This window comes from Methyloversatilis sp. NSM2 (genome assembly GCF_038066675.1).
GTDB lineage: Bacteria > Pseudomonadota > Gammaproteobacteria > Burkholderiales > Rhodocyclaceae > Methyloversatilis > Methyloversatilis discipulorum_A.
In genome coordinates this window covers 1,391,080-1,415,810 of record NZ_JBBUKV010000001.1, presented here as the reverse complement: position 1 = coordinate 1,415,810, position 24,731 = coordinate 1,391,080, and the positions used below count along the sequence as shown (strand labels likewise).

The 24,731-nt window shown below is 65.6% G+C and carries 23 protein-coding genes; 12 read left to right on the top strand and 11 right to left on the bottom strand.

Annotated elements, in window-relative coordinates; genetic code table 11:
* Positions 1 to 38: 38 nt before the first annotated feature.
* From WJU27_RS06460 to WJU27_RS06450, 3 genes are read right to left on the bottom strand one after another with little or no spacing between them, the layout of a single operon-like run.
* The gene (locus WJU27_RS06460; RefSeq protein ID WP_341421492.1) at positions 39 to 2,114 is read right to left on the bottom strand and encodes an FUSC family protein; all 2,076 of its coding nucleotides are present in this window, start codon (positions 2,112 to 2,114) and stop codon (positions 39 to 41) included.
* Positions 2,115 to 2,140: 26 nt separating this feature from the next.
* Entirely contained in the window at positions 2,141 to 2,767 is a 627-nt protein-coding gene (locus tag WJU27_RS06455; RefSeq protein ID WP_341421491.1) for a response regulator transcription factor, read from the bottom strand.
* 13 nt (positions 2,768 to 2,780) lie between these two features.
* On the bottom strand, positions 2,781 to 4,130 hold the full coding sequence (locus WJU27_RS06450) for a cache domain-containing protein (protein WP_341421490.1): 1,350 nt from the start codon (positions 4,128 to 4,130) through the stop codon (positions 2,781 to 2,783).
* Positions 4,131 to 4,589: 459 nt separating this feature from the next.
* On the opposite strand from WJU27_RS06450, the gene WJU27_RS06445 reads away from it, so the two are divergent.
* The 3 genes from WJU27_RS06445 (at position 4,590) to WJU27_RS06435 (ending at position 8,472) form a co-directional block, all read left to right on the top strand.
* Positions 4,590 to 6,656, top strand: coding sequence for a carbon starvation CstA family protein (locus WJU27_RS06445; protein WP_341421489.1), 2,067 nt, complete (start codon positions 4,590 to 4,592; stop codon positions 6,654 to 6,656).
* A gap of 218 nt (positions 6,657 to 6,874) precedes the next feature.
* On the top strand, positions 6,875 to 7,069 hold the full coding sequence (locus WJU27_RS06440; RefSeq protein WP_008059558.1) for a YbdD/YjiX family protein: 195 nt from the start codon (positions 6,875 to 6,877) through the stop codon (positions 7,067 to 7,069).
* 371 nt (positions 7,070 to 7,440) lie between these two features.
* Entirely contained in the window at positions 7,441 to 8,472 is a 1,032-nt protein-coding gene (locus WJU27_RS06435; RefSeq protein WP_341421488.1) for a CobW family GTP-binding protein, read from the top strand.
* A gap of 36 nt (positions 8,473 to 8,508) precedes the next feature.
* Here WJU27_RS06435 and rnk read toward each other — a convergent pair whose 3' ends face one another.
* Together rnk and WJU27_RS06425 are read right to left on the bottom strand one after the other, a co-directional pair.
* Entirely contained in the window at positions 8,509 to 8,934 is a 426-nt protein-coding gene (gene rnk, locus WJU27_RS06430; RefSeq protein WP_020164414.1) for a nucleoside diphosphate kinase regulator, read from the bottom strand.
* Between the two features lie 367 nt (positions 8,935 to 9,301).
* The gene (locus WJU27_RS06425) at positions 9,302 to 9,619 is read right to left on the bottom strand and encodes a cupin domain-containing protein (protein ID WP_296811041.1); all 318 of its coding nucleotides are present in this window, start codon (positions 9,617 to 9,619) and stop codon (positions 9,302 to 9,304) included.
* Positions 9,620 to 9,793: 174 nt separating this feature from the next.
* On the opposite strand from WJU27_RS06425, the gene WJU27_RS06420 reads away from it, so the two are divergent.
* From WJU27_RS06420 to WJU27_RS06390, 7 genes are all read left to right on the top strand, one after another.
* Positions 9,794 to 10,771, top strand: a complete 978-nt coding sequence (locus tag WJU27_RS06420; RefSeq protein WP_341421487.1) for a tetratricopeptide repeat protein — start codon at positions 9,794 to 9,796, stop codon at positions 10,769 to 10,771.
* Positions 10,772 to 10,805: 34 nt separating this feature from the next.
* Positions 10,806 to 11,339, top strand: a complete 534-nt coding sequence (locus WJU27_RS06415; protein WP_341421486.1) for a MotA/TolQ/ExbB proton channel family protein — start codon at positions 10,806 to 10,808, stop codon at positions 11,337 to 11,339.
* Positions 11,336 to 11,647, top strand: a complete 312-nt coding sequence (locus WJU27_RS06410; RefSeq protein WP_296811046.1) for a DUF2149 domain-containing protein — start codon at positions 11,336 to 11,338, stop codon at positions 11,645 to 11,647. The genes WJU27_RS06415 and WJU27_RS06410 overlap by 4 nt, the downstream gene beginning before the upstream one ends.
* 177 nt (positions 11,648 to 11,824) lie before the next feature.
* Positions 11,825 to 11,998: a DUF1328 family protein gene (locus WJU27_RS06405; protein WP_020164419.1), complete on the top strand. Its 174-nt coding sequence runs from the start codon at positions 11,825 to 11,827 to the stop codon at positions 11,996 to 11,998.
* A 32-nt stretch (positions 11,999 to 12,030) separates the two neighbouring features.
* Entirely contained in the window at positions 12,031 to 12,594 is a 564-nt protein-coding gene (locus tag WJU27_RS06400; protein ID WP_020164420.1) for a ferritin-like domain-containing protein, read from the top strand.
* Positions 12,595 to 12,666: 72 nt separating this feature from the next.
* Positions 12,667 to 12,864 carry a CsbD family protein gene (locus tag WJU27_RS06395; protein ID WP_019918505.1) on the top strand — a complete coding sequence of 66 codons (198 nt, stop codon included), beginning with the start codon at positions 12,667 to 12,669 and terminating at the stop codon, positions 12,862 to 12,864.
* A 221-nt stretch (positions 12,865 to 13,085) separates the two neighbouring features.
* Positions 13,086 to 14,816, top strand: a complete 1,731-nt coding sequence (locus tag WJU27_RS06390) for a GGDEF domain-containing protein (protein WP_020164421.1) — start codon at positions 13,086 to 13,088, stop codon at positions 14,814 to 14,816.
* A gap of 25 nt (positions 14,817 to 14,841) precedes the next feature.
* Here the strand turns inward: WJU27_RS06390 and WJU27_RS06385 are convergent, their stop codons facing one another.
* Positions 14,842 to 16,365 (bottom strand): GGDEF domain-containing protein, encoded by a 1,524-nt coding sequence (locus tag WJU27_RS06385; RefSeq protein WP_341421485.1) that lies wholly within the window; start codon positions 16,363 to 16,365, stop codon positions 14,842 to 14,844.
* Positions 16,366 to 16,683: 318 nt separating this feature from the next.
* Here WJU27_RS06385 and WJU27_RS06380 point away from each other — a divergent pair, with 318 nt between their 5' ends.
* Positions 16,684 to 17,484 (top strand): DUF3014 domain-containing protein, encoded by an 801-nt coding sequence (locus WJU27_RS06380; protein ID WP_341421484.1) that lies wholly within the window; start codon positions 16,684 to 16,686, stop codon positions 17,482 to 17,484.
* Positions 17,485 to 17,868: 384 nt separating this feature from the next.
* Here the strand turns inward: WJU27_RS06380 and WJU27_RS06375 are convergent, their stop codons facing one another.
* A complete protein-coding gene (locus WJU27_RS06375) occupies positions 17,869 to 18,993 on the bottom strand; it encodes a helix-turn-helix transcriptional regulator (protein ID WP_341421483.1) in 1,125 nt (374 codons plus the stop codon).
* 176 nt (positions 18,994 to 19,169) lie between these two features.
* Here WJU27_RS06375 and WJU27_RS06370 point away from each other — a divergent pair, with 176 nt between their 5' ends.
* Positions 19,170 to 19,988 carry a hypothetical protein gene (locus tag WJU27_RS06370; RefSeq protein ID WP_341421482.1) on the top strand — a complete coding sequence of 273 codons (819 nt, stop codon included), beginning with the start codon at positions 19,170 to 19,172 and terminating at the stop codon, positions 19,986 to 19,988.
* Between the two features lie 167 nt (positions 19,989 to 20,155).
* On the opposite strand, the gene WJU27_RS06365 is transcribed toward WJU27_RS06370, so the two are convergent.
* The 4 genes from WJU27_RS06365 to WJU27_RS06350 form a co-directional block, all read right to left on the bottom strand.
* Positions 20,156 to 20,620, bottom strand: a complete 465-nt coding sequence (locus WJU27_RS06365) for a hypothetical protein (RefSeq protein WP_341421481.1) — start codon at positions 20,618 to 20,620, stop codon at positions 20,156 to 20,158.
* 332 nt (positions 20,621 to 20,952) lie between these two features.
* Positions 20,953 to 21,765, bottom strand: a complete 813-nt coding sequence (locus WJU27_RS06360; protein WP_341421480.1) for a suppressor of fused domain protein — start codon at positions 21,763 to 21,765, stop codon at positions 20,953 to 20,955.
* Positions 21,766 to 21,828: 63 nt separating this feature from the next.
* Positions 21,829 to 22,227 carry a hypothetical protein gene (locus WJU27_RS06355; RefSeq protein ID WP_341421479.1) on the bottom strand — a complete coding sequence of 133 codons (399 nt, stop codon included), beginning with the start codon at positions 22,225 to 22,227 and terminating at the stop codon, positions 21,829 to 21,831.
* Positions 22,228 to 22,788: 561 nt separating this feature from the next.
* Positions 22,789 to 24,693, bottom strand: a complete 1,905-nt coding sequence (locus WJU27_RS06350) for a hypothetical protein (RefSeq protein ID WP_341421478.1) — start codon at positions 24,691 to 24,693, stop codon at positions 22,789 to 22,791.
* Between the last annotated feature and the right edge of the window lie 38 nt (positions 24,694 to 24,731).

Genomic DNA, 24,731 nt, shown 5'->3' with positions numbered 1-24,731 from the left:
CTGACCCCGACGGCGGCGGAGGCACGACGCCGGTCGTGTCAGGTGGCGGCTCCCAGCGTCCGGGCGGCGGTCACGACTGCCTGTGCATCGGTGCGCGCAGCGTCGAGGCGGCGCGACAGGGGATCGGATGACGGTGTCGACGGCACGCTCGTCACGTCACTGCCGAGCAGGGCGCCCAGTTCGCGGCGCGCGGCGGTGAGCCGCTCTTCGACGTTCGATGCATCCGGCCGCGCGCTCAGCCGGCGCGCCGCGGCGATGTGGGCGAGCAGCAGATAGCCGCGCGTGGTGAGTACGTTCAAGGTCGCCAGCGGCTGCTGCTGCGAAGCCGGTTCGTCGCGCATGCGGACGACCGCGTCCGACAGCGTGCCGAGCGCTTCCTGCACGTGGCGGCGAGCGAGCCGGTAGTGCATGTCGCGCGTGTCGGGCGTCAGCGCCAGTTCGACGTATTCGCGCAGCGCGCCGAGCAGGCGGGCGGCCAGTGCGGTGACGCTGTCGCGCTCCCAGCTTGGCAGCACGCGGCTGAACAGCCAGGCGACGGCGACGCCGACGACGGTGTCGAAGAAGCGTTCGGAAATGTGGAAGCTGCCGGGCGCGATCAGGTGCAGCTGCAGCAGCGCCATCACGCAGGCGGCGGTGACGGTGACGCGGTAGCGCACGGTGATGAAGGCGTGCGCGATGCCGATGCAGACGAACACGATGCCCAGCAGCACCGCCGGTGCCGACACCAGATGCAGGATCACGGCGACGAACAGACAGCCGAGCGCATTGCCTATCATGCGGTCGGTCTGGCGCTGGCGCGTCTGGCTGAAGCTGGCGCGCATGACCAGCGATACCGTCAGCAGTATCCAGTAGCCATGGCCGGCCCAGGGCAGCCAGCGCGACAGCGCGAAGGCGGCGGCCATCGCCAGCGTGAGCCGCAGCGCATAGCGCAGTACCGGCGAATCAAGCCTGAACTCGTCGCGCAGCGCACGTGGCGTGAAACTTGAGCGCGACAGGAAGCGGCTCATGTCCTCGTCGTCGACCTGCGCCGGCTCGCGCAGCGCGCGATCGACGCGACGCAGGCCGTCGATGGCGCCGAGCAGCTTGCGTCGCCCGGCTTCGAGTACCGCGATGGCGGCGCTGTGGTCCAGCGCCGGATCGGCCGACAGCGCGGCGACCTCCCGCTCCAGCGCAGGGCGCGTGTTGCGATAGGGCGTGTCGTCGAGCACCGGACGGCTGCCCGACAGGCCACCATGAGCGAGACGCAGCACGTCGTCGGCCGCCGCGTGCGTCATCGCCGCCAGCAGGCGCATGACGCGGTGATCGCCGAAGGCATCGCGCAGCGGTGCGTAGTCGCCCTGGCTGGCCAGCACCGCTTCGTGGGCGTCGATCAGCGCCAGCAGGCCGTTGGTCAGCGCCTGCTGTTCTGGCGAGCAGCGGTCGACGAACACGAAATCGCGCGCGGTCTGCAGCCGCTCGGCGAACGCGGCCTGCCGGCGTACCAGTTCGGCATACACCGCATCGAGGTCGTTGGCCGGGTTGAACAGTGCCGCCTTGCCGCGGACGTAGTCGGCGAAGGCGTACAGTGCGTCGACGACGGCGCGGCGGCGCATCGCGGTGTCGGTCAGGCGCGCCATCAGCAGCGCGTACAGCAGATAGCACAGGCCGCCGGCGAACTGCAGCGCCAGATGCGCCGCCTGTTCGCGTGGCGGCAGATCCGGCTGGGCCATCGTGAAAGCCATCGTCATCATCATGCCGTAGCCCAGTGGCAGGCCGGGCTTGCCCCAGGCCGTGGCCATGCCCGAGGCGAAGGCGATCAGCAGGATTGCAGCGGCGAACACGGGCAGCGTGTCATGGGTGGCCAGCACCAGCAGCGCGACCACCGGCATCTGAATCAGGTTGGCGAGCAGCAGCGGCAGCTTGTTGCGGCGCGGAGCGGGAATGTCGGTCAGGCTCACTACCAATGCGCCCGCGGCCATGGCAATGGCCGTCCGCGTGTCGGCCACCGCCCAGGCGAGCAGGGCCACCAGTGCGACGCCGAGCGAGCAGCCGAAGCCGCTCAGTGCGTGATGGTTGCGCAGCTGGCGCGCCAGCAGCGGGTTGCGGGTGATGCGGTGGGCGAAGCGACGCAGCATGAGTCGGAGGGCAGAGTGGTCGGCGTTCAGCCGCGTTCGCGGCGGCGCTCCATCGCGAACTTCATCAGCGCGGCGCTGCTGTCCAGTTCGAACTTGCGCTTGATGTTGATACGGTGGCTTTCAATCGTGCGGACGGACAGATCGAGCCGGGTCGCGATTTCCTTGTTGCCGAGGCCGTCGGCGATCAGGTCCAGCACTTCGCGCTCGCGCGGCGTCAGCTCGGTCTCCGGCAGGCTGGCGCTGACCAGCGCGTCGGCGACGCGTGCGCTGAACCAGCGCTGGCCGGCACAGACCGCATCGATCGCCGCAATGATCTCGGCCGACGGGCTGTCCTTCAGCACATAGCCGCGCGCGCCGGCGCGGAAGGCCTCGATCACGTACTGCGGCTCGTCGTGCATGGTGAGCATGATCACCTTCAGGTCGGGCACGCTCCGGTGCAGCCGGCGCGTCAGCTCGATGCCGTGGATGTCGCGCATCGAAATGTCCATCAGCACGCAGTCCGGCGCATGCAGGCGCACCGCGTCGAGCGCTTCGGCCGCGTTGCCGGCTTCGGCGACGACGGCGAAGCGGTCCACGGTTTCCAGCCGCGCGCGCAGGCCGTCGCGCACCAGCGGGTGATCGTCTACAAGCAGCAGGCGGAGCGGTGCGGTCATCGTGCGGATCGGGTCAGGCTACGGGCAGGCGGGCCGACAGCAGGGTACCGGAGCCGCCGGAAGAAAGGTCGAAGCGGCCACCGAGCGCCTCCACACGTTCGCGCATGCTGCTCAGCCCGAGCCCGCGTTGCGGCGATGCCGACACCGCCTCGACGTCGAAGCCGCGGCCGTCGTCGCGGATGCTCAGCGCGATGGCGCCCGGTTCGCGGCCGAGCCGCAGTTCGACCCGGCTGGCGCGCGCGTGACGCTCGATATTGTTCAGCGCCTCCTGCAGCAGCCGGAACAGCGCGGTGCCGGCGTCACCGGGGGCGACGATGTCGGCGCCGGCCTGCATGTCGACCACGACGCCGCTGCGCTGCGCGAATTCGTCCACCACCTGCTTCATCGCCGGCACCAGTCCGAGCGTGTCCAGCATGGTCGGGCGCAGCCCGTGCGAGATGCGCCGGACATCGCCCAGCACTTCCTCGACGCCGGCCACGCCGCGGGCGAGGGTGCGGCGGGCCGAGTCGAGCGCGTCGGCGGCCGGCTGTTCGAGCCGTGCCTGCGCCGATTCGAGCAGGAACTTGACCGACACCAGGCTCTGGCTGACACCGTCGTGCAGTTCGCCGGCCACGCGCGCCCGCTCGTTCTCCTGCGAACGCACGACCTGGCGGGCGAGTTCGCGCATTTTCAGTTCGGCGTCACGGCGGTCGGACACGTTCAGCGCCAGCCCGGCCAGTGCGACCAGCAGCGTCGCCACCACCGCAATGCCGGCGATCACGCCCATCGTATTGCGTATGGCGACGCGCGCCTGGCGGTCGATCCGCTCGCGCGCGGCGACGATGTCGTCCGTGTAAAGACCGGTGCCGACCATCCAGCCCCACTGTGGCACGGTGGCGACATAGCCCAGCTTGTTCTCGATGCGGCCGGTGGATGGTCGCTGCCAGATGAAATCGACGAAGCCGCCGCCGTCGCGCGCGCGGGAAAGCAGGTTCTGTATGGTCGGCCGGCCCTGCGGATCGCGCAGTTCCCACAGGTTCTGCCCGACCAGATCGGGCTGGCGCGGATGCATCAGCACCTGGCCCGACAGGTCATAGACGAAGAAGTAGCCGTCGTTGCCGAACTCCAGCTGGCGCAGTACGCGCAGCGCCTCGTCGCGTGCCGCAGGTTCGTCGCGCGCCGTCAGGTGGGCAATGCTGGCCAGCGCCAGCGTCACGTAGTTCTGCAGTTCGTGCCGACGCGAATCCATCAGTGCCGGTTCGACGATGGCGTGCTCGGCATCGGTCAGCGCCTGCGACTGCAGCTTCACCACCGCCGCCACCGCCGCTATGGCGAGCAGCAGCGGCACGATGGCCAGCAGCACGAATTTGAGGCGTAGTTGCATGGGGCAGGGCGGATGGCGGAAGCGGAATGATAAGGCCTGAGCCGCGCCTGAAATGTGGGGGCTCATACCGCAGTGGCGCTGAAGAGGGGCGACGGTCTCACCGATCACCGCCGCTGTCGGGGTCAAGACCCCTCCCACAGAACCCCGGCCCGGGCTCCGGCCGCAGGTCGGGCGCGATCTCCGTGGGAGCGGCCTTGGCCGCGATGCGGCCGCTGCAATCCGCAGGCTTCGATGCAGGCTGCCGTCGGGGCCAAGACCCCTGCCACAAAACACAGCGCTCCCCCGGCAGAACCGCTCACACAACGCACCCACCCCCGGGATTTCCCCTACGTATTTTCACGGGCCTCGCCTGCGTAGTGCCCCCGATGCGGCAGATCTTGTATGAAAACCATACTCCGGGCAGGCCGCAAAGAGGCGGTCGGCAGGCCGGGTTCACCGGTCGCACCCGAGAGGAGACACATGAACAACCTTCTTCCCAAACTGGGCTGGGCGGCCTTCTCGCTGCTTGGCGCCGCATCGCTCGGCGTGGTCGCACTGTCGCGCGGTGAAACGATCAGCGCGCTGTGGATCGTGCTGGCGGCGATTTCGGTCTATTTCATCGCCTACCGCTTCTACGCCCGCTTCATCGCCTACCGCGTGCTCGAAGTCGACGGCAAGCGCATCACTCCGGCCTGGGCCAAGAACGATGGCCTCGACTACGTGCCGACCAACCGCAACATCCTGTTCGGCCATCACTTCGCTGCCATCGCCGGCGCCGGACCGCTGGTCGGGCCGGTGCTCGCGGCGCAGATGGGCTATCTGCCGGGCATGCTGTGGATTCTGGCCGGCGTCGTGTTCGCCGGCGCGGTGCAGGACTTCATCGTGCTGTTCATCTCGACCCGTCGCGACGGCCGCTCGCTGGGCGACCTGATCAAGTCGGAACTGGGCGAGGTGCCGGGCGTGATCGCGCTGTTCGGCGCCTTCATGATCATGGTCATCATTCTCGCGGTGCTGGCGCTCATCGTCGTCAAGGCGCTGGCGCATTCGCCGTGGGGCACCTTCACGGTGGCGGCGACCATCCCGATCGCCATTCTGATGGGCGTGTACATGCGCTACATCCGTCCGGGCAGGATCGGCGAGATCTCCATCGTCGGCTTCCTGCTGCTGATGGCGGCCATCGTGGTTGGCGGCTGGGTCGCGGCCGATCCGATATGGGGTCCGATGTTCACCTTCGACGGCACCGAACTGACCTGGATGCTGATCGGTTACGGCTTCGTCGCCTCGGTGCTGCCGGTGTGGCTGCTGCTGGCGCCGCGCGACTACCTGTCCACCTTCCTGAAGATCGGCACCATCGTCGGTCTGGCACTGGGCATCTTCATCGTGGCACCGCAACTGCAGATGCCGGCGATCACCAAGTTCATCGACGGCAGCGGTCCGGTGTGGTCGGGCAACCTGTTCCCCTTCCTCTTCATCACCATCGCCTGCGGCGCCGTTTCGGGCTTCCACGCACTGATCTCGTCGGGCACCACGCCCAAGCTGCTCGACCGCGAAACCGACGCACCGCTGATCGGCTACGGCGGCATGCTGATGGAGTCCTTCGTCGCCATCATGGCGCTGGTCGCCGCTTCGGTCATCGACCCGGGTGTCTACTTCGCGATGAACAGCCCGGCGGCGCTGATCGGCAAGACCGCGCAGGAAGCGGCCACCGTGATTTCGCAGTGGGGCTTCGTGGTGACGCCGGAAGTGCTGACGCAGACCGCGGCCGACGTCGGCGAATCGACCATCATTTCGCGCGCCGGTGGCGCACCGACGCTGGCCGTCGGCATGGCCCACATCCTGCACCAGGTGATAGGCGGGCAGGGCATGATGGCCTTCTGGTACCACTTCGCCATCCTGTTCGAAGCGCTGTTCATCCTGACCGCGGTTGACGCGGGTACGCGCGCCGGCCGCTTCATGCTGCAGGACCTGATGGGTACCTTCGTACCGGCCTTCAAGCGCACCGAGGCGCTGATTCCCAACCTGGTCGCCACCGGCCTGTGCGTCGCCGCCTGGGGTTACTTCCTGTACCAGGGCGTGGTCGATCCGCTGGGCGGCATCAACACGCTGTGGCCGCTGTTCGGCGTCGCCAACCAGATGTTGGCGGCCGTGGCGCTGGTGCTGGCCACCGTCGTGCTGGTGAAGATGAAGAAGCAGCGCTACATGTGGGTGACCGTGCTGCCGACCGTGTGGCTGCTCGCCTGCACGCTGACAGCCGGCTGGCAGAAGGTGTTCAGCGACAACCCGAAGATCGGCTTCCTCGCTCACGCCGCCAAGTTCAGCGCCGCCGCCGAGAACGGCGAAGTGCTGGCGCCGGCCAAGAGCATCGAGCAGATGCAGCAGGTCATCTTCAACGACTACGTCGATGCCGCGCTCGCGTCGATGTTCGTGCTGGTGGTGCTGTCGATCACCTTCTTCGGCATCCGCAAGGTGTTGCAGGCGCTGCGCCACGAGCATCCGACGGTGCGCGAGACGCATCACGGCGTGCATGGTGAGACCGTCAAGGCCTGAAATGAGACCCCCACGCTCACTGCATTCGCTGCCCCCCAAGGGGGCTGCGCCTGCCCTTGGGGCGGCCCTGCGGGCGGCGCGGCGCTCCGTTTCCGTGATGCGTATGAACATGTCCTCCGGTCGATGGTCTGCCCCACAAGGGCGGGTCGTCGTGTCTGCCGCGTACCTGCCCATCCTGCAGGCGCGCGGCGGGCAGGGCATGCACTGAGGGCACCGCCATGTTCAAGGACCTCGCACGCATGGGCGAATACCTCGGGCAAGCTGCCCGCCTCATGGTCGGGTTGCCGGACTACGATACCTATGTCCAGCACATGCGCATGAAGCACCCGGACCAGGCGCCCATGACGTATGAGGAATTTTTCCGTGAACGCCAGGAGGCGCGCTTCGGCGGCGCCTCCGGTAAATGTTGCTAGGGTCTGTTGCCATTGAATCACGAACCGCGTTTGCAGCGCGCGAGGCACGGGCAAGGCGTGCGACGAAGTCGAGACTGGCCGTCTCGACAAGGAGCGCAACGCGGTCCGTGCCTCGCACGCTGCAAACCCGAAGGGCGCGAGTCCCGATGCGCCCAGCTCCGCGTTGGGCCTCCTGGCCTGACGGCCAGTCAGCCGGCGTCGGCCCGCCTTGATCTGGACGCATCGGGAATCGCGCGCGGCCCGCGATTCAATGGCAACAGACCCTAGGCCGGCGTCCATGACGACGACGGCTTTCACCGATGTACCACCCTCCTCCTATTGGCCGGGGTCGGCGCAAGCCTTCCCCGGCATCTTTTTTGGAGAGAGTCTCGATGACCCCTCATGAATCCATCCCGGTCACCCTGCTGACCGGTTTCCTCGGCGCCGGCAAGACGACGCTGCTCAATCGTCTGCTGGCCGCCAATCACGGCCAGCGCATCGCCGTGGTCGAGAACGAGTTCGGCGCCGCCGGCATCGACGGCGCGCTGCTCGACCGTGCCGCGGTGTCGGTGGTCGAGCTTTCGAACGGCTGCATCTGCTGCACCGTGCAGGGCGAGCTGGGTGACGCGCTGGCCGGCCTGCTGGCGCAGCGTGACGCCGGCGAGCTGGCGTTCGACCGACTCATCGTCGAAACCACCGGTCTGGCCGACCCGGCGCCCGTGGTGCAGACCTTTTTCAATGACGCGCGGCTGCGCGAGCGCTACCGGCTGGACGGCGTCGTCACCGTGGTCGACGCGGTGCATTTCGACGGCCAGTTCCGGCGCGAGCGCGTCGCCGCCTCGCAGGTCGCCTTCGCCGACCGGCTGCTCATTTCGCACGCCGATCTGGTGACGCCGGAAGCGCTGTACGAGCTCTGTACGCGGCTGCAGCGCGTCAATGCGCGCGCACCGCTCATCGTCGCCGGCAGCGCGGACGAGAGCTGGCGCGATCTCTTTTCGATCAAGGGTTTTTCGCTGGACGAACGCGGGCTGCCGGTGCGCGGCTGGCACCCGGTGTCGCCGCGCGCGATTTCCGGCATCGCCGGCATGGCGCGCAAGTCCTGGGACGACGCGGTCGGCTCGCTGCTGCTCGAATGCGAGGCGCCGCTCGACCTGGAGCGCGTGTCCGCCTTCGTCGATGCGCTGATCAACGAGCACTCGGTCGATCTGCTGCGCTACAAGGGCATCCTGTCGATCGCGGGCGAAAACCGGCGTCTCATCTTCCAGGGCGTGCACCGCATTGCCGGCTTCGACTACGGCCGGCCGTGGGAGGCGGGTGACGCGCGCATGAGCCGCGTCGTGCTGATTGGCCGCCATCTGCCGGCAGAGGCATTGCGCGCCCGCTTTCTCGCCACCATCGCCGCACCGGCGGCCGAAGCGGCCTGACGCGCCTGGCGCCCGCCAAGCGGGCGCCGGTGCGGCTCATCGCGCGAAATCGCCGGCCCGTTCGGGCTGGTACACCACCTTGTCTATGCGCACGCGCAGCGTGCCGCCGGCCGGGCCCGGCCAGTCGATCTCGTCGCCTTCGCTCAGTCCGAGCAGCGCGCTGCCGACCGGTGCCAGCACCGACACCGTGCCATTGCCGTCGCCCACTTCGCGCGGAAACACCAGCGTCAGGCTCTGCGTTTCGTTGGCCGGCGCGATGCTGAAGCGCACCGTCGAGTGCATGGTCACCACGTCCGGCGGCACTTCACGCGAGGGCACGATGTCGGCGCGCAGCAGTTCGGCGGCCAGTGCGTCGCGTCCGGGCATGTTGCGCGCGGGCAGGGTGGACAGCAGCGCGTCCAGGCGGTCGGCGTCCAGTTCGGTCAGCGTGATGTTGGGCTTGATGTTCTGCTTGTTGCTCATGTGTTCGGTCCTCTTGCAAAGCCCGCCGCAAGGACGAGCAGCCGCGTGACGCATCAGTGCGCAGCGCGGCGGAAATTCGGGAAAGTGGCCGGAAGTGGCCGGAGTCGGGCACGCACGCCCGTCAGGCGGCGACGGTCTGGTGCAGCTTCAGGTGCAGACGGTCGCCGGGTCAGCCTCGCAGGCGCTCACCTCATGCAGTCGGTGCGCGAGCGCCGCGCACGACAGACGAGTGCCGGCGCGCAGCAGGGCTGCGGTCGGATTCGGCTGGACAGAGGTGCGCAATGCGTTCACGGGAGCGGGCGAGGGGTGGGATCATGCGAAGGGACGGACCGTAGCATCGAAGCGTGCTGCCTGCAAGCCGCACACCTCACTCGACCAGCGGCGTGGGTTTCTGCGACGACACGAAGATGACGGCGTCGCTCAACGCCACGACGTCGTGCTCCTCGCCGGCGTCCGTGTGCAGGTAGTCGCCAGCGTCCAGATCGACGCCGCCGATGGCGACCCGGCCGGCGATCACCACCACCTCCTCGCCACCCTGATGCGTGTGCCGCGGAAAGCGGCTGCCGGCCGCCAGCCGCACGAAGGAAGCCCGGCCGCCGTGCTCGGTGTTGCGGAACAGGCTGCGTTCGATGCCCGGAAAATCGGTGGCGGCCCAGCTGCGGGTTGCGGCCTTGTTGATGAGCATGACGGATATCCGCGGAAGGTGTTCCGCAAGTGTGCCGCGTTTCGTTGCCGTCGGCGCGACCGGGCGCGCCGACCGTCGCCGTGGACTTTGCCCGTCATTCCGGATTGATATTGCGCACGACCCCGAGCGTCGCGAAGCCTAGATTCTGTCCCGGTCCGTTCCGGGAGTCTCTGTATGCATGCATCACCCAGGCAGCGCAGATGCAGTCGCCTGCTGCCCGTCTTCGTCGCTTTCTGTGCGCAGCTTGCCGTACCACCGCTGAGTGCCGACGAGGGCAACCGTTTCTGCGGTGGCGCGGCGCAGCCGGCCTCACCCGATGACCTCGACAACGCGGTGGGCGAACTGTCGCTGCAGTACGTGGCGTCGCAGCCGGCCGGGCCGGTCAGCTGCGCGGCCGGCTATCTGCTGTCGAAATGCGGTGACCACGCGACGGCGAACAAGGTGTTCGACAAGTGCATCGCAGCCGGCTACACCGGCGCGCTGATCTGGAAAGCGCTGATGTACGAGAACGGGCAGGGCGTGCCGCAGGACCCGGTCAAGGCCACCGAAATGCTGCTGCGTGCGGCGACCAGCGGCGATCCCTACTACGGGCCACTGGGCAAGATGCATTACGCCACCGCGCTGTACCAGGGGCGCGGCGTCGAGCGCAATGTCGAGGAGGCGATGCGCTGGTTCCGCGAGGCGGCGGCCGAGGGCGACGAATCGGCGCAGGAATTCCTGCGCACCGGGCACCACACCGCGGTGCGCGACGGCAGCGGGCACGGCGTCGGCGAAGCGCCGGAGCCACCGATGACCGCCGACGCCAGCGCCGACCTGGCCGCCGCTGACTTCCAGCTGTCCGTGGCCCGGGTCGATGAAGCCGCGCCGGCGCCGGTCCGTGCACGACGCCTGGGCGGCACCGATACCGTGGCGCCGGGACCGGCGGCAGCAGCCTCTGCGCCGGCGCAGCCGGATCCGGCCCCCACCGCCGGTCGCCGACTGGTAGAGGTGACGACGCAGCCGATTTCGCCACCCTTGCCGGACAGTCTGTGGCTGCTGCCCTTGCTGGCCGCTTTCTTCGCCGGTGCGCTCGCCCGACTGCGGCAGCGTCCGCGGCCGGCACCCGCCGCGGTCCCACAGCTGCGGCCGCAGCCCTTGCGCCGCGCCGCCTGAATCCCTTGTGCATATATATATATATGGAGCGGACATGACCTCATCGATCGAAAGCGGGCTTTACGGCGTCAGCCAGTTCTTTCTGACGCCGGTGCTGCTCGCCATCGCGGCGCTGTTCCTGTACGCCTTCTTCGCGCTCGGCGCCTTCGTCGTGCAGGCGCTGCAGCGGCGCGGCGGTCACCCGGGTGGCTTCGAACTGCGCCAGGTGGTGCGCGCCGATCCGCGCATCGGCGGCGGCGAACTCGAGGTGATTGCGGCACAGCGGCTGGAATGCGTGCGCATCGCCACCCGGGTGGCGCCGCTGCTGGGCCTCGTCGCCACGATGATTCCGATGGGTCCGGCGCTGGCCGCGCTCGGCGACGGCGATCTGGCGTCGGTATCGAGCGGGCTCGGTGTTGCGTTCTCGGCGGTCATCCTGGCGCTGATCGCTTCGGCCATCACCTACGCGGTCGCCCAGGTGCGTCGCCGCTGGTATGCCGCCGACCTTTTGCGCATCGAGCGTGAGCGCGCCGGCGACGCGGTGGCCGAGCACCGTGTGCCGATGCTGCAGGCGGAGGTGGCGCGATGAGGACGCGCCTGCTCGACGATACCGAGGACGACGATCCCATCCTGTCGGTGGTCAATCTGATCGACGTGTTCCTCGTAATCATCGCCGCGCTGCTGATTGCCGTGGCGCGTCATCCGCTGAATCCGTTCGCCGCCGGCGACCTGACGGTGATCCGCAACGCCGGCCAGCCGGACATGGAAATCGTCGTCAGGAAGGGCGACCAGCTCAGCCGCTTCCGCGGCGAAGGCGAGGCGGGCGCCGGCCGCGGCGTGAAGGCCGGCACCGCCTACCGGATGGAAGACGGCTCGCTCGTCTACGTCCCGGAGTAGTCCCCACACATCTCCCGCCCGCGTCGGACCGTTCCGACAGCGCATGGGCATTCGCCTACAGGGCGCTACCCAATCACCTATACGCTTCCAGGCGCCGCTCGCCCATGATTCAGTCATACCGCGGCGGCGCCAATGCTTCCGCTCCGGTACCGACTGTCCTCACCCAAGGAGAACGTCATGCTGAAGTGGGCACTCATTTTCGCGATCGTATCCATCGTCGCCGGCCTGTTCGGTTTCACCGGCATCGCCGCCGGCGCGGCTGGCATCGCGAAGATCCTGTTCTTCGTGTTCGTCGCGGTATTCATCGTGCTGCTGGTGCTCGGTCTGCTCGGCCTGAAGGCCATCGACTGAGCGCGGCGCACCGAACCGGAAAGGAGATCTTCATGAACCTCGCAAGCCTTCCGTCGTCCGGCCGGCCGGATACCGCCGGTCCGCTCGAACTGGACCACGCGGCACTGCAGCGTGTGCACCAGCACCTCGATGATGGCGCGGTCACACCCGCCATCGGTCCCTGGGCGGCCGACATCGTGCGCCTGCTCAACGGCGCACTGGCCACCGAGCTGGTCTGTGTACTGCGCTACAAGCGCCACCACTTCACCGCGACCGGTCTCAACGCGCCGGCGGTGGCCGCTGAATTCATGGTGCACGCCAACGAGGAGGCGGCGCACGCCGACCGTCTGGCCGCGCGCATCGTGCAGCTCGGTGGCGAGCCCGATTTCAGCCCCGAGGGGCTGCTCGACCGCAGCCACGCAGGCTACGACGCGGCGCTCGATCTGAAGTCCATGCTGCGCGCCAATCTGCTGGCCGAGCGGGTGGCGGTAGAGGCCTACCGCCAGATGATCGCGCTCGTGGCCGACAAGGACCCGACGACCCGGCGTCTGCTCGAAGACATCCTGCTCGACGAGGAAGAGCACGCCGATGAACTGGCCGGTCTGCTCGAACAGTGACCGACCCAACCCGTCCGCGGGCACGCAGGTCGTGTCTGCCGGAACTTCCATCCATCCATGAAAGGAATCGCCATGAATACCGATCGTATCGAAGGCAACTGGAAGCAGATCAAGGGCAAGGTGCAGGAGCAGTGGGGCAAGCTCACCGACGACGACTTTGATGTCATCGCCGGCCGCCGCGAACAGCTCGCCGGAAAGATCCAGGAGCGCTACGGCATCGCCAAGGACGAAGCCGAACGACAGGTTCGCGAGTGGGAAAAGCGCCTCTGACCGATCGGGCCGGCGTCGCTTCGGCGACGCCGGCCGGCTCGGGTGGCGCCGACACAGTTTGATCCAGGTCGTTGCAGGCGCGTCCGACCGGGCTACACTGGGCGCCCTTCCGGGTACCCGTAGCGGTGCCCGGCACCCGATCCCCGTTTTCCGACAAGCACAACAAGAACAGACCCGATACCCCGCGCCATGCCTTGCGTGCGCGGGGTTTTCCTTCCCGAATGCGCCTCCACCGTCTTTTCTGGCTGGTCAGCCTCCTGCTCGCCGGTGCCGTCCTCGGCCTGTCGCTGCGCATCGTCGTGGTCGAGTGGTCGCGCGCCGCGCAGGCGCGCAGCGGCCTGGAGGCGATGGAACACCTCGGGCATCTGCTGCGCGCGGCCGAGATGGCGTCGCGCGAGCGCGGTCCGGCCAATGGCGTGCTGGGCGACGATCTGCCGGGTGACCCGGCGAAGCACGAGCGTCTGGCCCAGGCGCGGGCGCGTACCGACGACGCCTTCGCCGTGCTGGAACGCACCGTGGGTACGCCTTCGGCGCCGCGCAACGAGGTGCGCGCACTGATTGCGCGCGCCGCGCTGCAGCTCGCCCACGCGCGCGAAGCGATAGACCGCACCGCCGCGCTGCCGCGAGCGCGTCGCAGCCCGGCCGACATCAGCGAGGCGATCGGCAAGATGTTCGCCGTGATCGACGATCTGTCGCCGGCCCTGATACGGCTGACCAACGAGGCGGTCGCCGCCTACCCGCGCGCCGCCGATGCGCTGATCGGCGCCCGTATCGCTGCCGACCTGCGCGAGTACGCCGGCCAGCTCGGCTCGCAGTTCACGGTCGCGTTGACGTCGCGCCAGCCGCTGCGCGACGCCGAACATGTCGAGATCGAACGGCTGCGTGGCCGGGTCGAGCAACTGCGCAAGCTTCTGGTACAGCGCACCGAAGCGGCACCGGACCGCGTGCCGGTACAGACCGCCACCGCGACGATGCAGCTGCGCTACTTCGAATCTGCCATCCCCTTCGTCGAGGCGCTGACCGCCCACGGTCTGGACGACGCGCAGTACGGCATGGACGCCGCCGGCTTCGCAGCGCGCTACGTGCCGGACATGGATTCCATCGTCGCGCTGCGCGACGTGCTGATGGACGAAGCGCTCGACCAGGCGCGCAGCGGTCACGCCGAGGCGCGCACTGCGCTGGTCTGGATCGGCGCCGGCGGTCTGCTCACGCTGGGCCTGCTCGGCCTCACGCTGTGGGTGGTGCATCACCGCGTGGTGCGCCCGCTCGAAGAAACCGCCGATCTGCTCGTGGCGATCGCTCAGGGCAATCTGCAGCGCACGGTGCCCAGTCCGCGCTATCGCGACGAAGTGGCCGACGTGCTGCAGGCGATCAGCGTGCTGCGCGCCAACAGCATCGCGCGCGTCGCGCTGGAGGACGAACGCCAGCGTCTGGTCGAGCAGCTGCGCGATCAGTCCAACACCGACTTCCTGACCGGGCTGCCGAACCGGCGTGGCTTCTTCACGCTGGCCGAGCGCCACATTCCGAACCAGCAGCGCCATGGCTACCCGGTGGCGGTGGCGCTGTTCGACATCGACCACTTCAAGCAGGTGAACGACGGCTACGGCCACGTCGTGGGCGACGCGGTACTGGTCGAGGTGGCGCGGTTGTGCGGCGAACAGAGCCGGCGCGGCGACGTGGCGGCGCGCTACGGCGGCGAGGAATTCGTCGTGCTGATGCCGCACACCGACGTCGCCAGCGCCATCCAGCACGCTGAGCGCCTGCGCAGCGCGATCGAGGCGCTGCGCATTCCGCTCGATGACGGCGGCGAACTGCGCATCACCGCCAGTTTCGGTGTTGCCGCCTGCCGGCCGGACGACGATTCGCTCGACGCCGCGATCGCCGGTGCCGACGAGTGCCTGTACCGGGCCAAGCGGCAGGGGCGCAATCGCGTGGTGTGCGCCACCGCCTGAGCGTGACCGCTCGCTCGTTGCCGCGTCAGCGGCGGTGCACGGCACGCAGTGTTTCGACGTCCTCGCTGGCCACCTGCACCACGCGATTGCGGCCGGCGCGCTTGGCCTCGTACAGCGCCTGATCGGCCAGCCGCACCAGCTGGTCCGGCGTGTCGTCGTCGGTCGGCACCATGACGGCCACGCCGATGCTGGCCGTCAGCACGCCGAAGGGCGAGCGCACGTGCGGCTGGCCGCGTGCCTGCAGCGCGGCGCAGACGGCGTGCGCCGTGGCGAGCGCGCCGTCGGCATCGACACCGGGAATGATGAAGGCGAATTCCTCGCCGCCGTAGCGCGCCACCAGATCGCTGGCGCGGCGCACGTGCGCGTTGATCACCTCGGCCACCAGGCGCAGGCAGTCGTCGCCCGCGAGGTGGCCGTAGTGATCGTTGTAGGGCTTGAACAGGTCGACGTCGAGCAGGCACAGCGCGAGTGGCTCGCCGCTGCGGCGCGCGCGTGCCCACTCGGCTTCCATCGTTTCGTCGAAGCGGCGGCGGTTGGCGATGCCGGTCAGGCTGTCGGTGGCGCTCAACTCTGCCAGACGGCGGTTCGACGCTTCGAGCTCGACCGTGCGCTCGCGCACCTTGTCCTCGAGGTCCTGCGCCAGCGCGCGCTGTTCGCGCAGCAGGATGGACAGCCCCATGCCGATGATGCTCAGCGTCAGGATGTACTCCTGCGCGCGCAGTATCGTGTCGTGCGGCGAGGCCGCGCCGAAGGGCTGGTGTCCGGTGGTGACCGACCATGCGGCCCCGAGCGCGATCAGCGCCACCGTCAGCGCGGTGCAGCGCGTGCCGCAGCGCACCGCCACCCACAGCAGCGGCAGCAGCAGCAGGTGCGGCGTCAGCGCGACGTGGAAAGCGGCGCCGGCATTGACCGGCTGGGTGAACAGCATGGCGGCGAAGGCCAGCGTCAGCCCCACCATCGCGATGCCCGCCAGGCCACCGCGCGCGCCTTCCGGGTCGGGGCGCAGGAAGGCCAGCAGCAAGGGTGTGTAGATGAGCAGCCCGAGCGCGTCGCCGAACCACCACAGCAGCGTCAGGGTCGAGTAGGGCGCGCTGACCCGGTCCAGCGTCAGCAGCACGACACCGGCCAGCAGCGAGGCGCCGAGCGAGCCGAGCAGCGGCCCGGCCAGCAGGAAGCGGCCGAAATCGTGGATGCGTTCCAGCCCCGGTGAAACGCCGAGCCGGCGCATCAATAGATAGGTGAAGGCCACCTCGGACAGATTGCACAGGCTGACCAGCGTTGCCTGCAAGGGCGGGAAGGCCGGGATGTTCGCGTAGATGTCGGAAGCCAGCACAAGCGCTGCCATCCAGCCACCGCGCGCGCCCTGCCAGTGCAGCAGTGCGGCCAGCAGCACCGCGTTCGGCAGCCACACCACGACCTCGTTCTCCGGCGACAACGCGAGCGACATCGTCAGCTTCACGCTGGCGAAGTGCAGCAGCGGCAGCAGCAGGAATACGCGCCAGTCGGGGCGCGACGAAACCGCAGCGGAAGGCGGAGCAATGAGGGCCACAGCGTCTCGGGGGCGTCGGTTGCTCAAGGCGCGCCAGCATGCCCGAACACCCGGCTGATGGCGAGACATGCGACGAAAAGTCACCGTCAGGATGCGGGGGGGCGAGGCGGCGACGAATGGGGGGAGCACCAGCGAGCGGTTCTGGCTTCGCCGCCAAGTCATTGAATTGTCGTGAATTGGCTGGTGCGAAGGAGGGCCTGCGGTCCCTGCCAAGGCGCGGCTGGCGGGCGGTCTGCCACATCCCGAAAAGCTTTAGCCGGATATTCATCGCCGCGTGCCTGTCCATCCTGCTGGACCGCAACCGGGGAGTAGACCGACATGAAGAAATCAACGGCGGCAGTTTCGGCAGTGGTGCTGGCCGTGGCGGGCGTGGGCGGCTATCTGTACTGGCTGCAGCAACGGGCGGAGCCGGCCGACGCGCCGGCCCCGATCGAGGCGCCCGTCGTAACGGCACCCGAACCTCAGGCGCCTGCGCCCGAGCCGGCGCCGCACTACCCGATCGCCGCGCCGGAGGTCGCCGACGCCGCAGGCGCCGAGGTGGACCCGGACGCGAAACTGCTGGCCGCGCTGCGCGCGCTGTTCGGCGCCTCGGTCGACACCCTGTTCAACAGCACCGACATCGTGCGGCGCATCGTCGTCACCGTGGACAACCTGCCGCGCGAGAAAGTGGCGCGCCGCCTGATGCCGGTGAAACCGGTTCCGGGCCCGATGACCGTCACCGGCAGCGGCGACACCCTGGTGCTGGACGAATCCAACGCCGCCCGTTACCGCACATATATTCATCTGGTCGACACCGTACCGACCGCGGCCGTCGTCGACGCCTATGTGCGCAATTACCCTGCGTTCCAGCAGCGCTACGTCGAACTGGGCTACCCGGACGGCTACTTCAACAATCGCCTGGTCGAGGTGATCGACCACCTGTTGGCCGCGCCCGAACTTGCCGGCCCCCTGCGCCTCGCCCAGCCCAAGGTGCTCTACACCTTCGCCGACCCGGAGCTGGAAAAGCTGTCGGAAGGGCAGAAGATCATGCTGCGCATGGGGCCGGACAACGCGGCGCGGGTGAAGGCGAAGCTGCGGGAGATACGGGCGGCGGTGACGAAGCAGGCGCCGGGTGGGTAGCCGAGCGGATGCGTTTCGAGCAGGAGCGGTTTTCTGACCGGGATGGAGGTCTGCAACGGCCCCGTCGCGGCCATGGCCGCTCCCACAGGGCTTGAGTCCGGGCCACGGCTGGAGTCTGTGGCTGGGGTTCTGTGGGAGGGGTCTTCTGACCCCGACAGCGGCCTGTGCCGACGCCAGCGGCATGCGTCGGCCGAGTCGCGGCCAAGGCCGCTCCCACAGGGGTTGAGTCCGAGCCACGGCTGGAGCCTGTGGCTGGGGTTCTGTGGGAGGGGTCTTCTGACCCCGACAGCGGCCTGTGCCGACGCCAGCGGCATGCAACGGCCGAGTCGCGGCCACGGCCGCTCTCACAGGGGTTGCGCCTGATCCGCGGTCGAGCGTCTCTGGTCAGGCGCAGCGGGCGAGCAGGGCGACGACTTCGGCCTGACGGTGCGTGCCGGTCTTGGCCAGGATGCGCTTGAGGTGGGAACGGACGGTCGCCAGGCCGATGCCCAGCCCCGACGCGATGCCTTCCAGCGAGCGCCCCTGTGCCAGCGCGGCGGCGACTGCGGCTTCGGTCCGCGTGAGGTCGAACAGTGCGCGCAGTCTGTCCAGATCGGCCGGCGCTTCCGGGTCGCGGATGAACACCAGCGCCGCCGGCCCCTGGTCGCCGAACGCTGACGTCGTCGGCCGCAGTGGCGCGATCTCGAGCACGAGCGGCAGCCGTCCTGCACGCGGCACGCACAGCGCGGCCCCGGCATCGCCCGGCTCGCCCTGCGCGACGTTGACCGCCGCGCGCACCTGCGCCGACAGCGCATCGCGCAGCGCCGGTTGCTGCAGCACGAGGCATCCGCCATGCACGGCCAGTTCGGTGTTCCCGCGCAACAGCGCGTCCGCCATCGCGCTGGACAGCACGACGCGGCAGCGCTCATCGACCACCATCACGCCGGTATCGACGCGGTCGAGCGCCTGCAGCGCGGCGGCGTGCGCCTGCGACAGCGCCGACAGGCGCCGACCCAGGCGCAGCGCGCGTTGCAGGTGCGGCAGCAGCAGCGCGACCTTGCTGCGCTCGACTTCGGAATACGCACCGGCTTCGCGCGTGCGATGGATACCCAGCACGCCGATGACCCCATCGGCCGCATGGAACACCGCGCCCAGCATGTGGTGGATGTCGAGATGACGGAGCCATTCCTGGTAGAACCCGCTGCGTGCCTGTTCCTCGGGCGTCACCAGATCCTCGTCGGTGATGACGCGCGACAGACCGTGGGCGACCGAGCGTTCCACCCACAGGTCGCGGCGATGCCAGTCCTCGGCCCAGGCCCGGTCGCGCTCCGCGACCACCAGATTGTCGGTGCATTCGAGCAGATCCACGCGCGCGCCGTCGCCGTGCAGCTTGATGACGGTGCTGGTCGAATCGAGCGCCTGTGCGGTACGCTTTGCCGTGCCCGGCCACAGGCTGCTGTCCAGCGCAGCGTCGTAGTAGTGCGCGATCAGCGCCGACAGGCGGGCGTCGGCAAGTTCCGGTGAGGACATGGGTGACGCCTCCGTGAGCGGGTTTCTCCCCTGTTTGGGGGGCGCAAGCGCCCCGTGCGGATTTCTACCATAGCGTACGGGCGGCATACGACGGGAAACCTCTCGCCCCACGCGCGGCAGCCGGGACTGCACCGGCGGCGACGCGCCCACCGACAATGAATGACAGGAGCTTTTCCATGCAGACAGGAACCGTTCTTTCCCGCCTCGCACTGGCCGGCGCGCTGATCGTCGGCGCCTTACCCGCACTGGCGCAGAACGCCACCACCCCCGCCGCAAAACTCGACATCGCCGGCGTGCGCATCGGCATGACCGAAGCCGAAGCCGTCAAAGCCGTACAGGCCTTCGACGCCAGCGCGAAGCTGAAGCGCAACCTCGCCACCTTCCCCTATTTCGACGGCGTGAATTCACTGGAGTCGCCGGAATTCCTCGACCAGATCGGCGTCACGATGGCCGGTTCCGGCATCGGCATCTGGTTCGCCAGCCCGCCCGCCGAGCCGCGCGTCATCGCCGTCATGCGCCGCGGTTCGGCGCCGCAGCCGCCGGGCAGCGAACAGATGATGGCGTCGCTGGTTGCGCGCTACGGTCCTTACGCCGCGCGCACGCCGCCGGTTGCCGGCGGTCGCGCCGTCGTGCACTGGAGCGAGGACGGCAAACCCCAGTGCAGCGTGGACAAGGACCGCAAGGGCCAGCGCATCCCTTGGAATAACGCCATGGGCACGCTGCTGCAGCCGGGTGCGGTCAAGGTGCTGGAACAGTACGCGCGCCAGCGCGTGCCGCATCTGGTCGACGCCCTCGGCCCCACGCCGGACGTCGCCCGTTGCGGCATCGTGCTGCGCTACGAATGGAACAGCGAACCGGTGCAGAACTTCGAAGCCTGGCTGGTCGATCAGGGCGGCATGGTCGCCAGCAACCGCAGATCGGCCGAGTGGGTGGAACAGCTCAAGGCCGAGGCGGTGCGGAAGCTGAAGGGGCAGGGGACGGCGCCGAAGTTCTGACGGACGCGGTGTGTGCCGCTGTATCGAGTGGCGCGCCCGCGCAGATGCCACGTCGGCAGGAGTCACTCAAAACCCACTACCGATGCCGGATATGCGACTGCAAGAGCACGATCCGGAGAAACCAGACTATCGCTCCGTCTTGATTATCGGGGAGTCAATACATGCAGTTAGAGACCCTCACCAGACTGCCTCTTCGAAGTCTTTTGGTCGTCCGATGCACTGCGACGCTCCTCAAGCGACACGAAGCGGCGCCAGACGCTCGCAACAGTCAACACAACAGCACTGGCGACCCAAAGGTAGAAACCCCACGAGTACTCATAGATGCGCTGACATCCGCCCCCCTCTTTGTTAGCCGGAATACAGAGAGCGTTGAAGCGAAAGGTATCTAGCATGAGGATGAGTGAGCCAACTGACCACCACGGCGAAGAAGCTACCTTCTCCAGCGTGAGTGAGATCCACGCAACGATGATCGCTAAATTTGCCAGCCAGGCCGCGCACAGAAAATACACTCCCAGCCATCCGATCCCGAGGAATTCCAGTCCGGATACGACCGTACGTCTGACCTCGAAAGGGTACGCCCCCATCACTGCCGCGGGCAAACTCAAACTCGCCAAGTACAGCATCACGCTCACAGCCACGGCACCGTATGTCGTGCGTCGCACTACGTCTTCTTTGGACATGTGAGGCCTAACGATGCGCGAGAAATACCCCGTTGCAGGGCGGATGGTTGCTGCCGGCCTTCGGCGGTACGAAGTTGTTCATCATCGTTTCAGTTCCGCGATCGCCGTTTGATAGTCGCTCCCTGAGGGCCATCCCCGTCGCTGCCGGGCGTTCTCGAAAAACCAAACCGGGGGTAGATCACGGTTTTCTAAGTCAGTGTTCGAAAAGTTCTTGAATGAAAACGTGGCACGTCTTCTCATGTGGAATGACCAGCCACACGGCGTCGGCTGGAGGGGTGCTGCCATTACTTTCCGAACCAACCCTTCGCTTTGGCAACGTTTGCCCGCTTCGTATCAAGGACAAACCCGATTCCCCGCTTCTCAAACCGCTCTTCTAGCATGTCGGCCCCCTTCTTGAGCTTGAGGTCCATTTCCTCCTTGTACAGCGGCGTCAGCACGTAGAACGAGATCGTGTCCCCGGACTTTGTCCGGAACTGGAAGAAGTCTTTGGGCAGTGAATACGGTGGCGTGAGCATTGCGCCGACAAAACCCGTATTTGCGATGGGCTCCGGCGGGTCGCCATTGGGAATCGAATGCCCCCACCCGATCCACGTCTTGTACTCATGGGGCAGGCGCCCGATCATCTTCAGCCACCTTACCGGCCAGTAGTTCGCTTCGTTCTTGAGCGATTCCTGGTCGAGAGGCCAGTCACGCGGCAGAGCGATAAGAAGCTCGACCCGACGGAATTTCTGCATCCCCTCAGGAACATTCATCGGTTCGTCGCTTACACCGCTGGTCACCAGCACGTGATAAGGACGCTCCGCCGTAGCAGGAACGATCAGCACATCAAGATGGACCAGATCGGACAGCACTTCGTGGTAGACGGACTCAATCTTCCCGATGTACTTCTCGACGTGAGCTTCCACCTCTTCCAGATTTTTTCCGGAGTGCCGTGGAGTGGTCCATTCCGGGCTGCGTGGCTTGTGGCGATAGATGGGACTACCGGATTCGGATCTCTCTTCGTCGTGCGACATCGTCCCTTTCCTGTCGGCGGAATAGACAGTTGGTGCTGCTGCGAGCGTCGCCACAAACAAGAACACTACGGTGAGGTATTTCATGATGGCTGGCGTGGAAGTGGGCGGACTGCGCTGCTTTTCGCTCAGGTCCGCACGACTTCAGGGTCAGCCCTTTCGGGCCAGAATTCCATACGCATGGTAAGGGGCCTCGGAGACAACCAATTTCTCTGGAATGGGTTCGGTGTTTCCGTTCAGATGCACGTCGAGCCCATCGAAATTTCCCTTTGCATCCGCATAGACGATGAACTCAAGGGATGCACCGGGTGGCTGCTCTACCGGGAAGTCAGCGAGAAAGACAACGTGACCTCTCCCGGAAGGTGGGACGATTGGAGCGGTTTGCCTTCCCTCCTCAAGCACCATGTTGAAACTGTTACAACCACACTCACAAAGGCGTGTGATCTTCCCGGCGTTGAATTGCGCGAGAAGCGCTTCGCCAGCGACGAACTCAGGAGATTTCGCAATGAACTTTGTCCAGTGAGCGGCGGTTTCGGCGCTGTTCGTCATGAGAGGACTAACGTTGAAAATCCGGAAATATATGCGAGTCGAAATAGGGGGCAGACATATGATTATGTCGCTCCATCAGAGATTCAGATTGCCAAAAATGTGGTCCGCTCCCTATTTTCAGCATGTCGTTGATGTGATTTATTTCTATTTCTCGGAGTTCAATCTACTGCTTGCTCCTGCGCCTGAAATAGAGAGTTGTTCATTTGCCCCGTGGGCCGACGCAGATATGCAGAGGGAAATTAGAATTAACAGATTTGAAAGGTAGCTCATAGTAGTCTCCAAACTACCGTTTGGCTGGCTGGAATGCGATCTCACGACGAAATAAGAAGGCTGGGTGCTCCGTGCTAATTTTTAGGAAAATGAGGCTAGATCACGACCCGCTATAAAACATTTTTAAAAACGTGGTCTCTCCCCAATGCCATTAAGTTAGCGACCAGAGATCATCGGCAAGCCATCCAACACCCCGATACCCCCCCCCCCCCCCGGTTCTTAGTCCATGTTGGCGCCGGCTCGGGCTTAACTTAATGGCATTGGGTCTGTCCTTTGTTTTCTAATTATTTTCTAGTTCGGTGTTTTGTCTATGGCAGCGGGACTCGCTGCTTGAGGAGCCGACCCATGAGGTTGGCTCGTGACAAGACGAAGTGCCGGTGAATTCGGGGCTCCCTCTTGAGTCTCGCCCCAGGACTCGTTTACGTAATCGGTCAGAGTGTCAAATTCCTCGCAAAGAAACGCGCAATTCTGGGCGTCAAAAGTTGTGACGCTTGCAAGCTGGTCCATGAACTTTTTGTGGCGGATTTTGGAGAGTTCAAAAGCTTGTTCAAGTGTCGAGGTTCGATACTCTCCACATGACAACTTTATGACGTCAAAGATAATTTGGTCTAAGTAGTCGTGGCCATTCTCTATCAGGCTGTGAATATAGCTGGGGCGCTTTCCAGAGTGCACAATCAGATTTCGCGTTCGATAGATTCTTCGAATCTGCCATCGCAATTTCTTCTCGTGAGACGCCAACGCATTAGTGAGCTTTTCTGTGCTGCTCAAGATCTCCGATAGTTGAAACGCTCGGAATCGGAGTAGATGGAAGTCTTTCAATTCAGCGTATAACTCCGACCGAATTTCATCGTTAGTCGATACTGCGAGCATGGCGAGTGTCCGGTGTAGAGTATTCGGGCTGTCGATATCCGGGACCTTGTTGAGGATCCGCTTCACTCGCCAGCGACGCCAAGTTATAAGATCGTGATTGAATCTTTGTACAAGACGCTTTATATATGAAACCATAAGAAAGGGAATCATCGCCTCCAGGACGTTTGTGATCTTTGATACGCCTGTATGTGATGGGATGAGCGTCTCCAGCGATGTCCACAGCGTGACCAACTGATTCTCGATAATGTCTGTGGAAACGCATATTCCGTGCAGGTCTGCGACTCGATTAAAACGATCAAAGCTTGTTCCCCGAGTGGCAGAATTTCGCAGCAATCTATTTAGCTCTTTGGAAGCCTTTTCCGGAGGTAGGTCAAACGGTTTTTCCATCGCTCCTTTGGTTAGTGTTACGAAGACTGGCCCGTCTGAGCAGCACTGTTTCACGATCGCCTGGGGTCTCCAGTTGATCTTTCTTTGGTGGTAGAAGAGCGTGAAAAGGTCGCTCAGATTGTCCAGTCGATTGGCGGCTTTCTCTTGTGCTGATACTACGTCGAGGCCTGTAAACGGTCCTACCTCTGCGTAAGACTCATCTTCTCCCTTTGCAAACTTATTTTTGGCAGCAATCGATTTCAGTTCATCTGGCAGTTCTTCGAGGAGACTAATTCTGAATGCAGTGAGGGAGTCCTTGACGGTTTCAATTAGCTTCGACACGACGAAGTAAACTGTGAATTCATGGCTGTATGGATAGATCGACTTCAAGAAAGAGTCAATTTGCTCTGGTTTGTCGATCTGTTCACCTTCTGCGCCGAAGAAGAAGTCATTGGAGCGCTTGTGGAGACTCTGTTTGCTCACGCCCATGTTGATAAGCGTGGTAACCATTGTCCGTATTGAAGAGTCCAGTTTCTTCTTCTCAACTGCCTTGACTTGGGCCGCTATCTGATCGAAAGCGCGGTGCAGATATCTAAAGGGCTGAAGTGTTTGGCCAAGGACATCAAGTCGAAGCTTTTGCTCCGCCAGCTTTACGCCTTCGCTCGTAAGAACGTAGTGCTCAATCGGTAAGTCCAAAAGGCTCTTCGCGACCGGGTCATGCTGCACACTCCAAACTAACTCGTCCAACACAGGTTTCAAGTTGGCGGGTTCGATTAGCTCGGCTTCAATGTCTTCAAGAAGAGAGATGGCTTCCTTGCACAGGTACGGTGCATTTAGCGCCATAGGCTTGTGCGTATCGAGAGTGAAGTCCCATAGCAACTCGTCCATGCGCTGCGCGAAGAAGAGGAGTCCGTCGAGTTCTGGCTTGATGTTCCAGCGCTTCAGGCTTCGAAATCGCATTCTCTGTCTCCATCGTGCTTCGCGCGAGGCGCTCGTGG

What these genes read in the sequence shown, in the direction of transcription:
- WJU27_RS06460 (WP_341421492.1), bottom strand. Translation starts at nt 2,114, where the DNA reads ATGCTGCGTCGCTTCGCCCACCGCATCACCCGCAACCCGCTGCTGGCG.
- WJU27_RS06455 (WP_341421491.1), bottom strand. Translation starts at nt 2,767, where the DNA reads ATGACCGCACCGCTCCGCCTGCTGCTTGTAGACGATCACCCGCTGGTG.
- WJU27_RS06450 (WP_341421490.1), bottom strand. Translation starts at nt 4,130, where the DNA reads ATGCAACTACGCCTCAAATTCGTGCTGCTGGCCATCGTGCCGCTGCTG.
- WJU27_RS06445 (WP_341421489.1), top strand. Translation starts at nt 4,590, where the DNA reads ATGAACAACCTTCTTCCCAAACTGGGCTGGGCGGCCTTCTCGCTGCTT.
- WJU27_RS06440 (WP_008059558.1), top strand. Translation starts at nt 6,875, where the DNA reads ATGTTCAAGGACCTCGCACGCATGGGCGAATACCTCGGGCAAGCTGCC.
- WJU27_RS06435 (WP_341421488.1), top strand. Translation starts at nt 7,441, where the DNA reads ATGACCCCTCATGAATCCATCCCGGTCACCCTGCTGACCGGTTTCCTC.
- rnk (WP_020164414.1), bottom strand. Translation starts at nt 8,934, where the DNA reads ATGAGCAACAAGCAGAACATCAAGCCCAACATCACGCTGACCGAACTG.
- WJU27_RS06425 (WP_296811041.1), bottom strand. Translation starts at nt 9,619, where the DNA reads ATGCTCATCAACAAGGCCGCAACCCGCAGCTGGGCCGCCACCGATTTT.
- WJU27_RS06420 (WP_341421487.1), top strand. Translation starts at nt 9,794, where the DNA reads ATGCATGCATCACCCAGGCAGCGCAGATGCAGTCGCCTGCTGCCCGTC.
- WJU27_RS06415 (WP_341421486.1), top strand. Translation starts at nt 10,806, where the DNA reads ATGACCTCATCGATCGAAAGCGGGCTTTACGGCGTCAGCCAGTTCTTT.
- WJU27_RS06410 (WP_296811046.1), top strand. Translation starts at nt 11,336, where the DNA reads ATGAGGACGCGCCTGCTCGACGATACCGAGGACGACGATCCCATCCTG.
- WJU27_RS06405 (WP_020164419.1), top strand. Translation starts at nt 11,825, where the DNA reads ATGCTGAAGTGGGCACTCATTTTCGCGATCGTATCCATCGTCGCCGGC.
- WJU27_RS06400 (WP_020164420.1), top strand. Translation starts at nt 12,031, where the DNA reads ATGAACCTCGCAAGCCTTCCGTCGTCCGGCCGGCCGGATACCGCCGGT.
- WJU27_RS06395 (WP_019918505.1), top strand. Translation starts at nt 12,667, where the DNA reads ATGAATACCGATCGTATCGAAGGCAACTGGAAGCAGATCAAGGGCAAG.
- WJU27_RS06390 (WP_020164421.1), top strand. Translation starts at nt 13,086, where the DNA reads ATGCGCCTCCACCGTCTTTTCTGGCTGGTCAGCCTCCTGCTCGCCGGT.
- WJU27_RS06380 (WP_341421484.1), top strand. Translation starts at nt 16,684, where the DNA reads ATGAAGAAATCAACGGCGGCAGTTTCGGCAGTGGTGCTGGCCGTGGCG.
- WJU27_RS06375 (WP_341421483.1), bottom strand. Translation starts at nt 18,993, where the DNA reads ATGTCCTCACCGGAACTTGCCGACGCCCGCCTGTCGGCGCTGATCGCG.
- WJU27_RS06370 (WP_341421482.1), top strand. Translation starts at nt 19,170, where the DNA reads ATGCAGACAGGAACCGTTCTTTCCCGCCTCGCACTGGCCGGCGCGCTG.
- WJU27_RS06360 (WP_341421480.1), bottom strand. Translation starts at nt 21,765, where the DNA reads ATGAAATACCTCACCGTAGTGTTCTTGTTTGTGGCGACGCTCGCAGCA.
- WJU27_RS06355 (WP_341421479.1), bottom strand. Translation starts at nt 22,227, where the DNA reads ATGACGAACAGCGCCGAAACCGCCGCTCACTGGACAAAGTTCATTGCG.
- WJU27_RS06350 (WP_341421478.1), bottom strand. Translation starts at nt 24,693, where the DNA reads ATGCGATTTCGAAGCCTGAAGCGCTGGAACATCAAGCCAGAACTCGAC.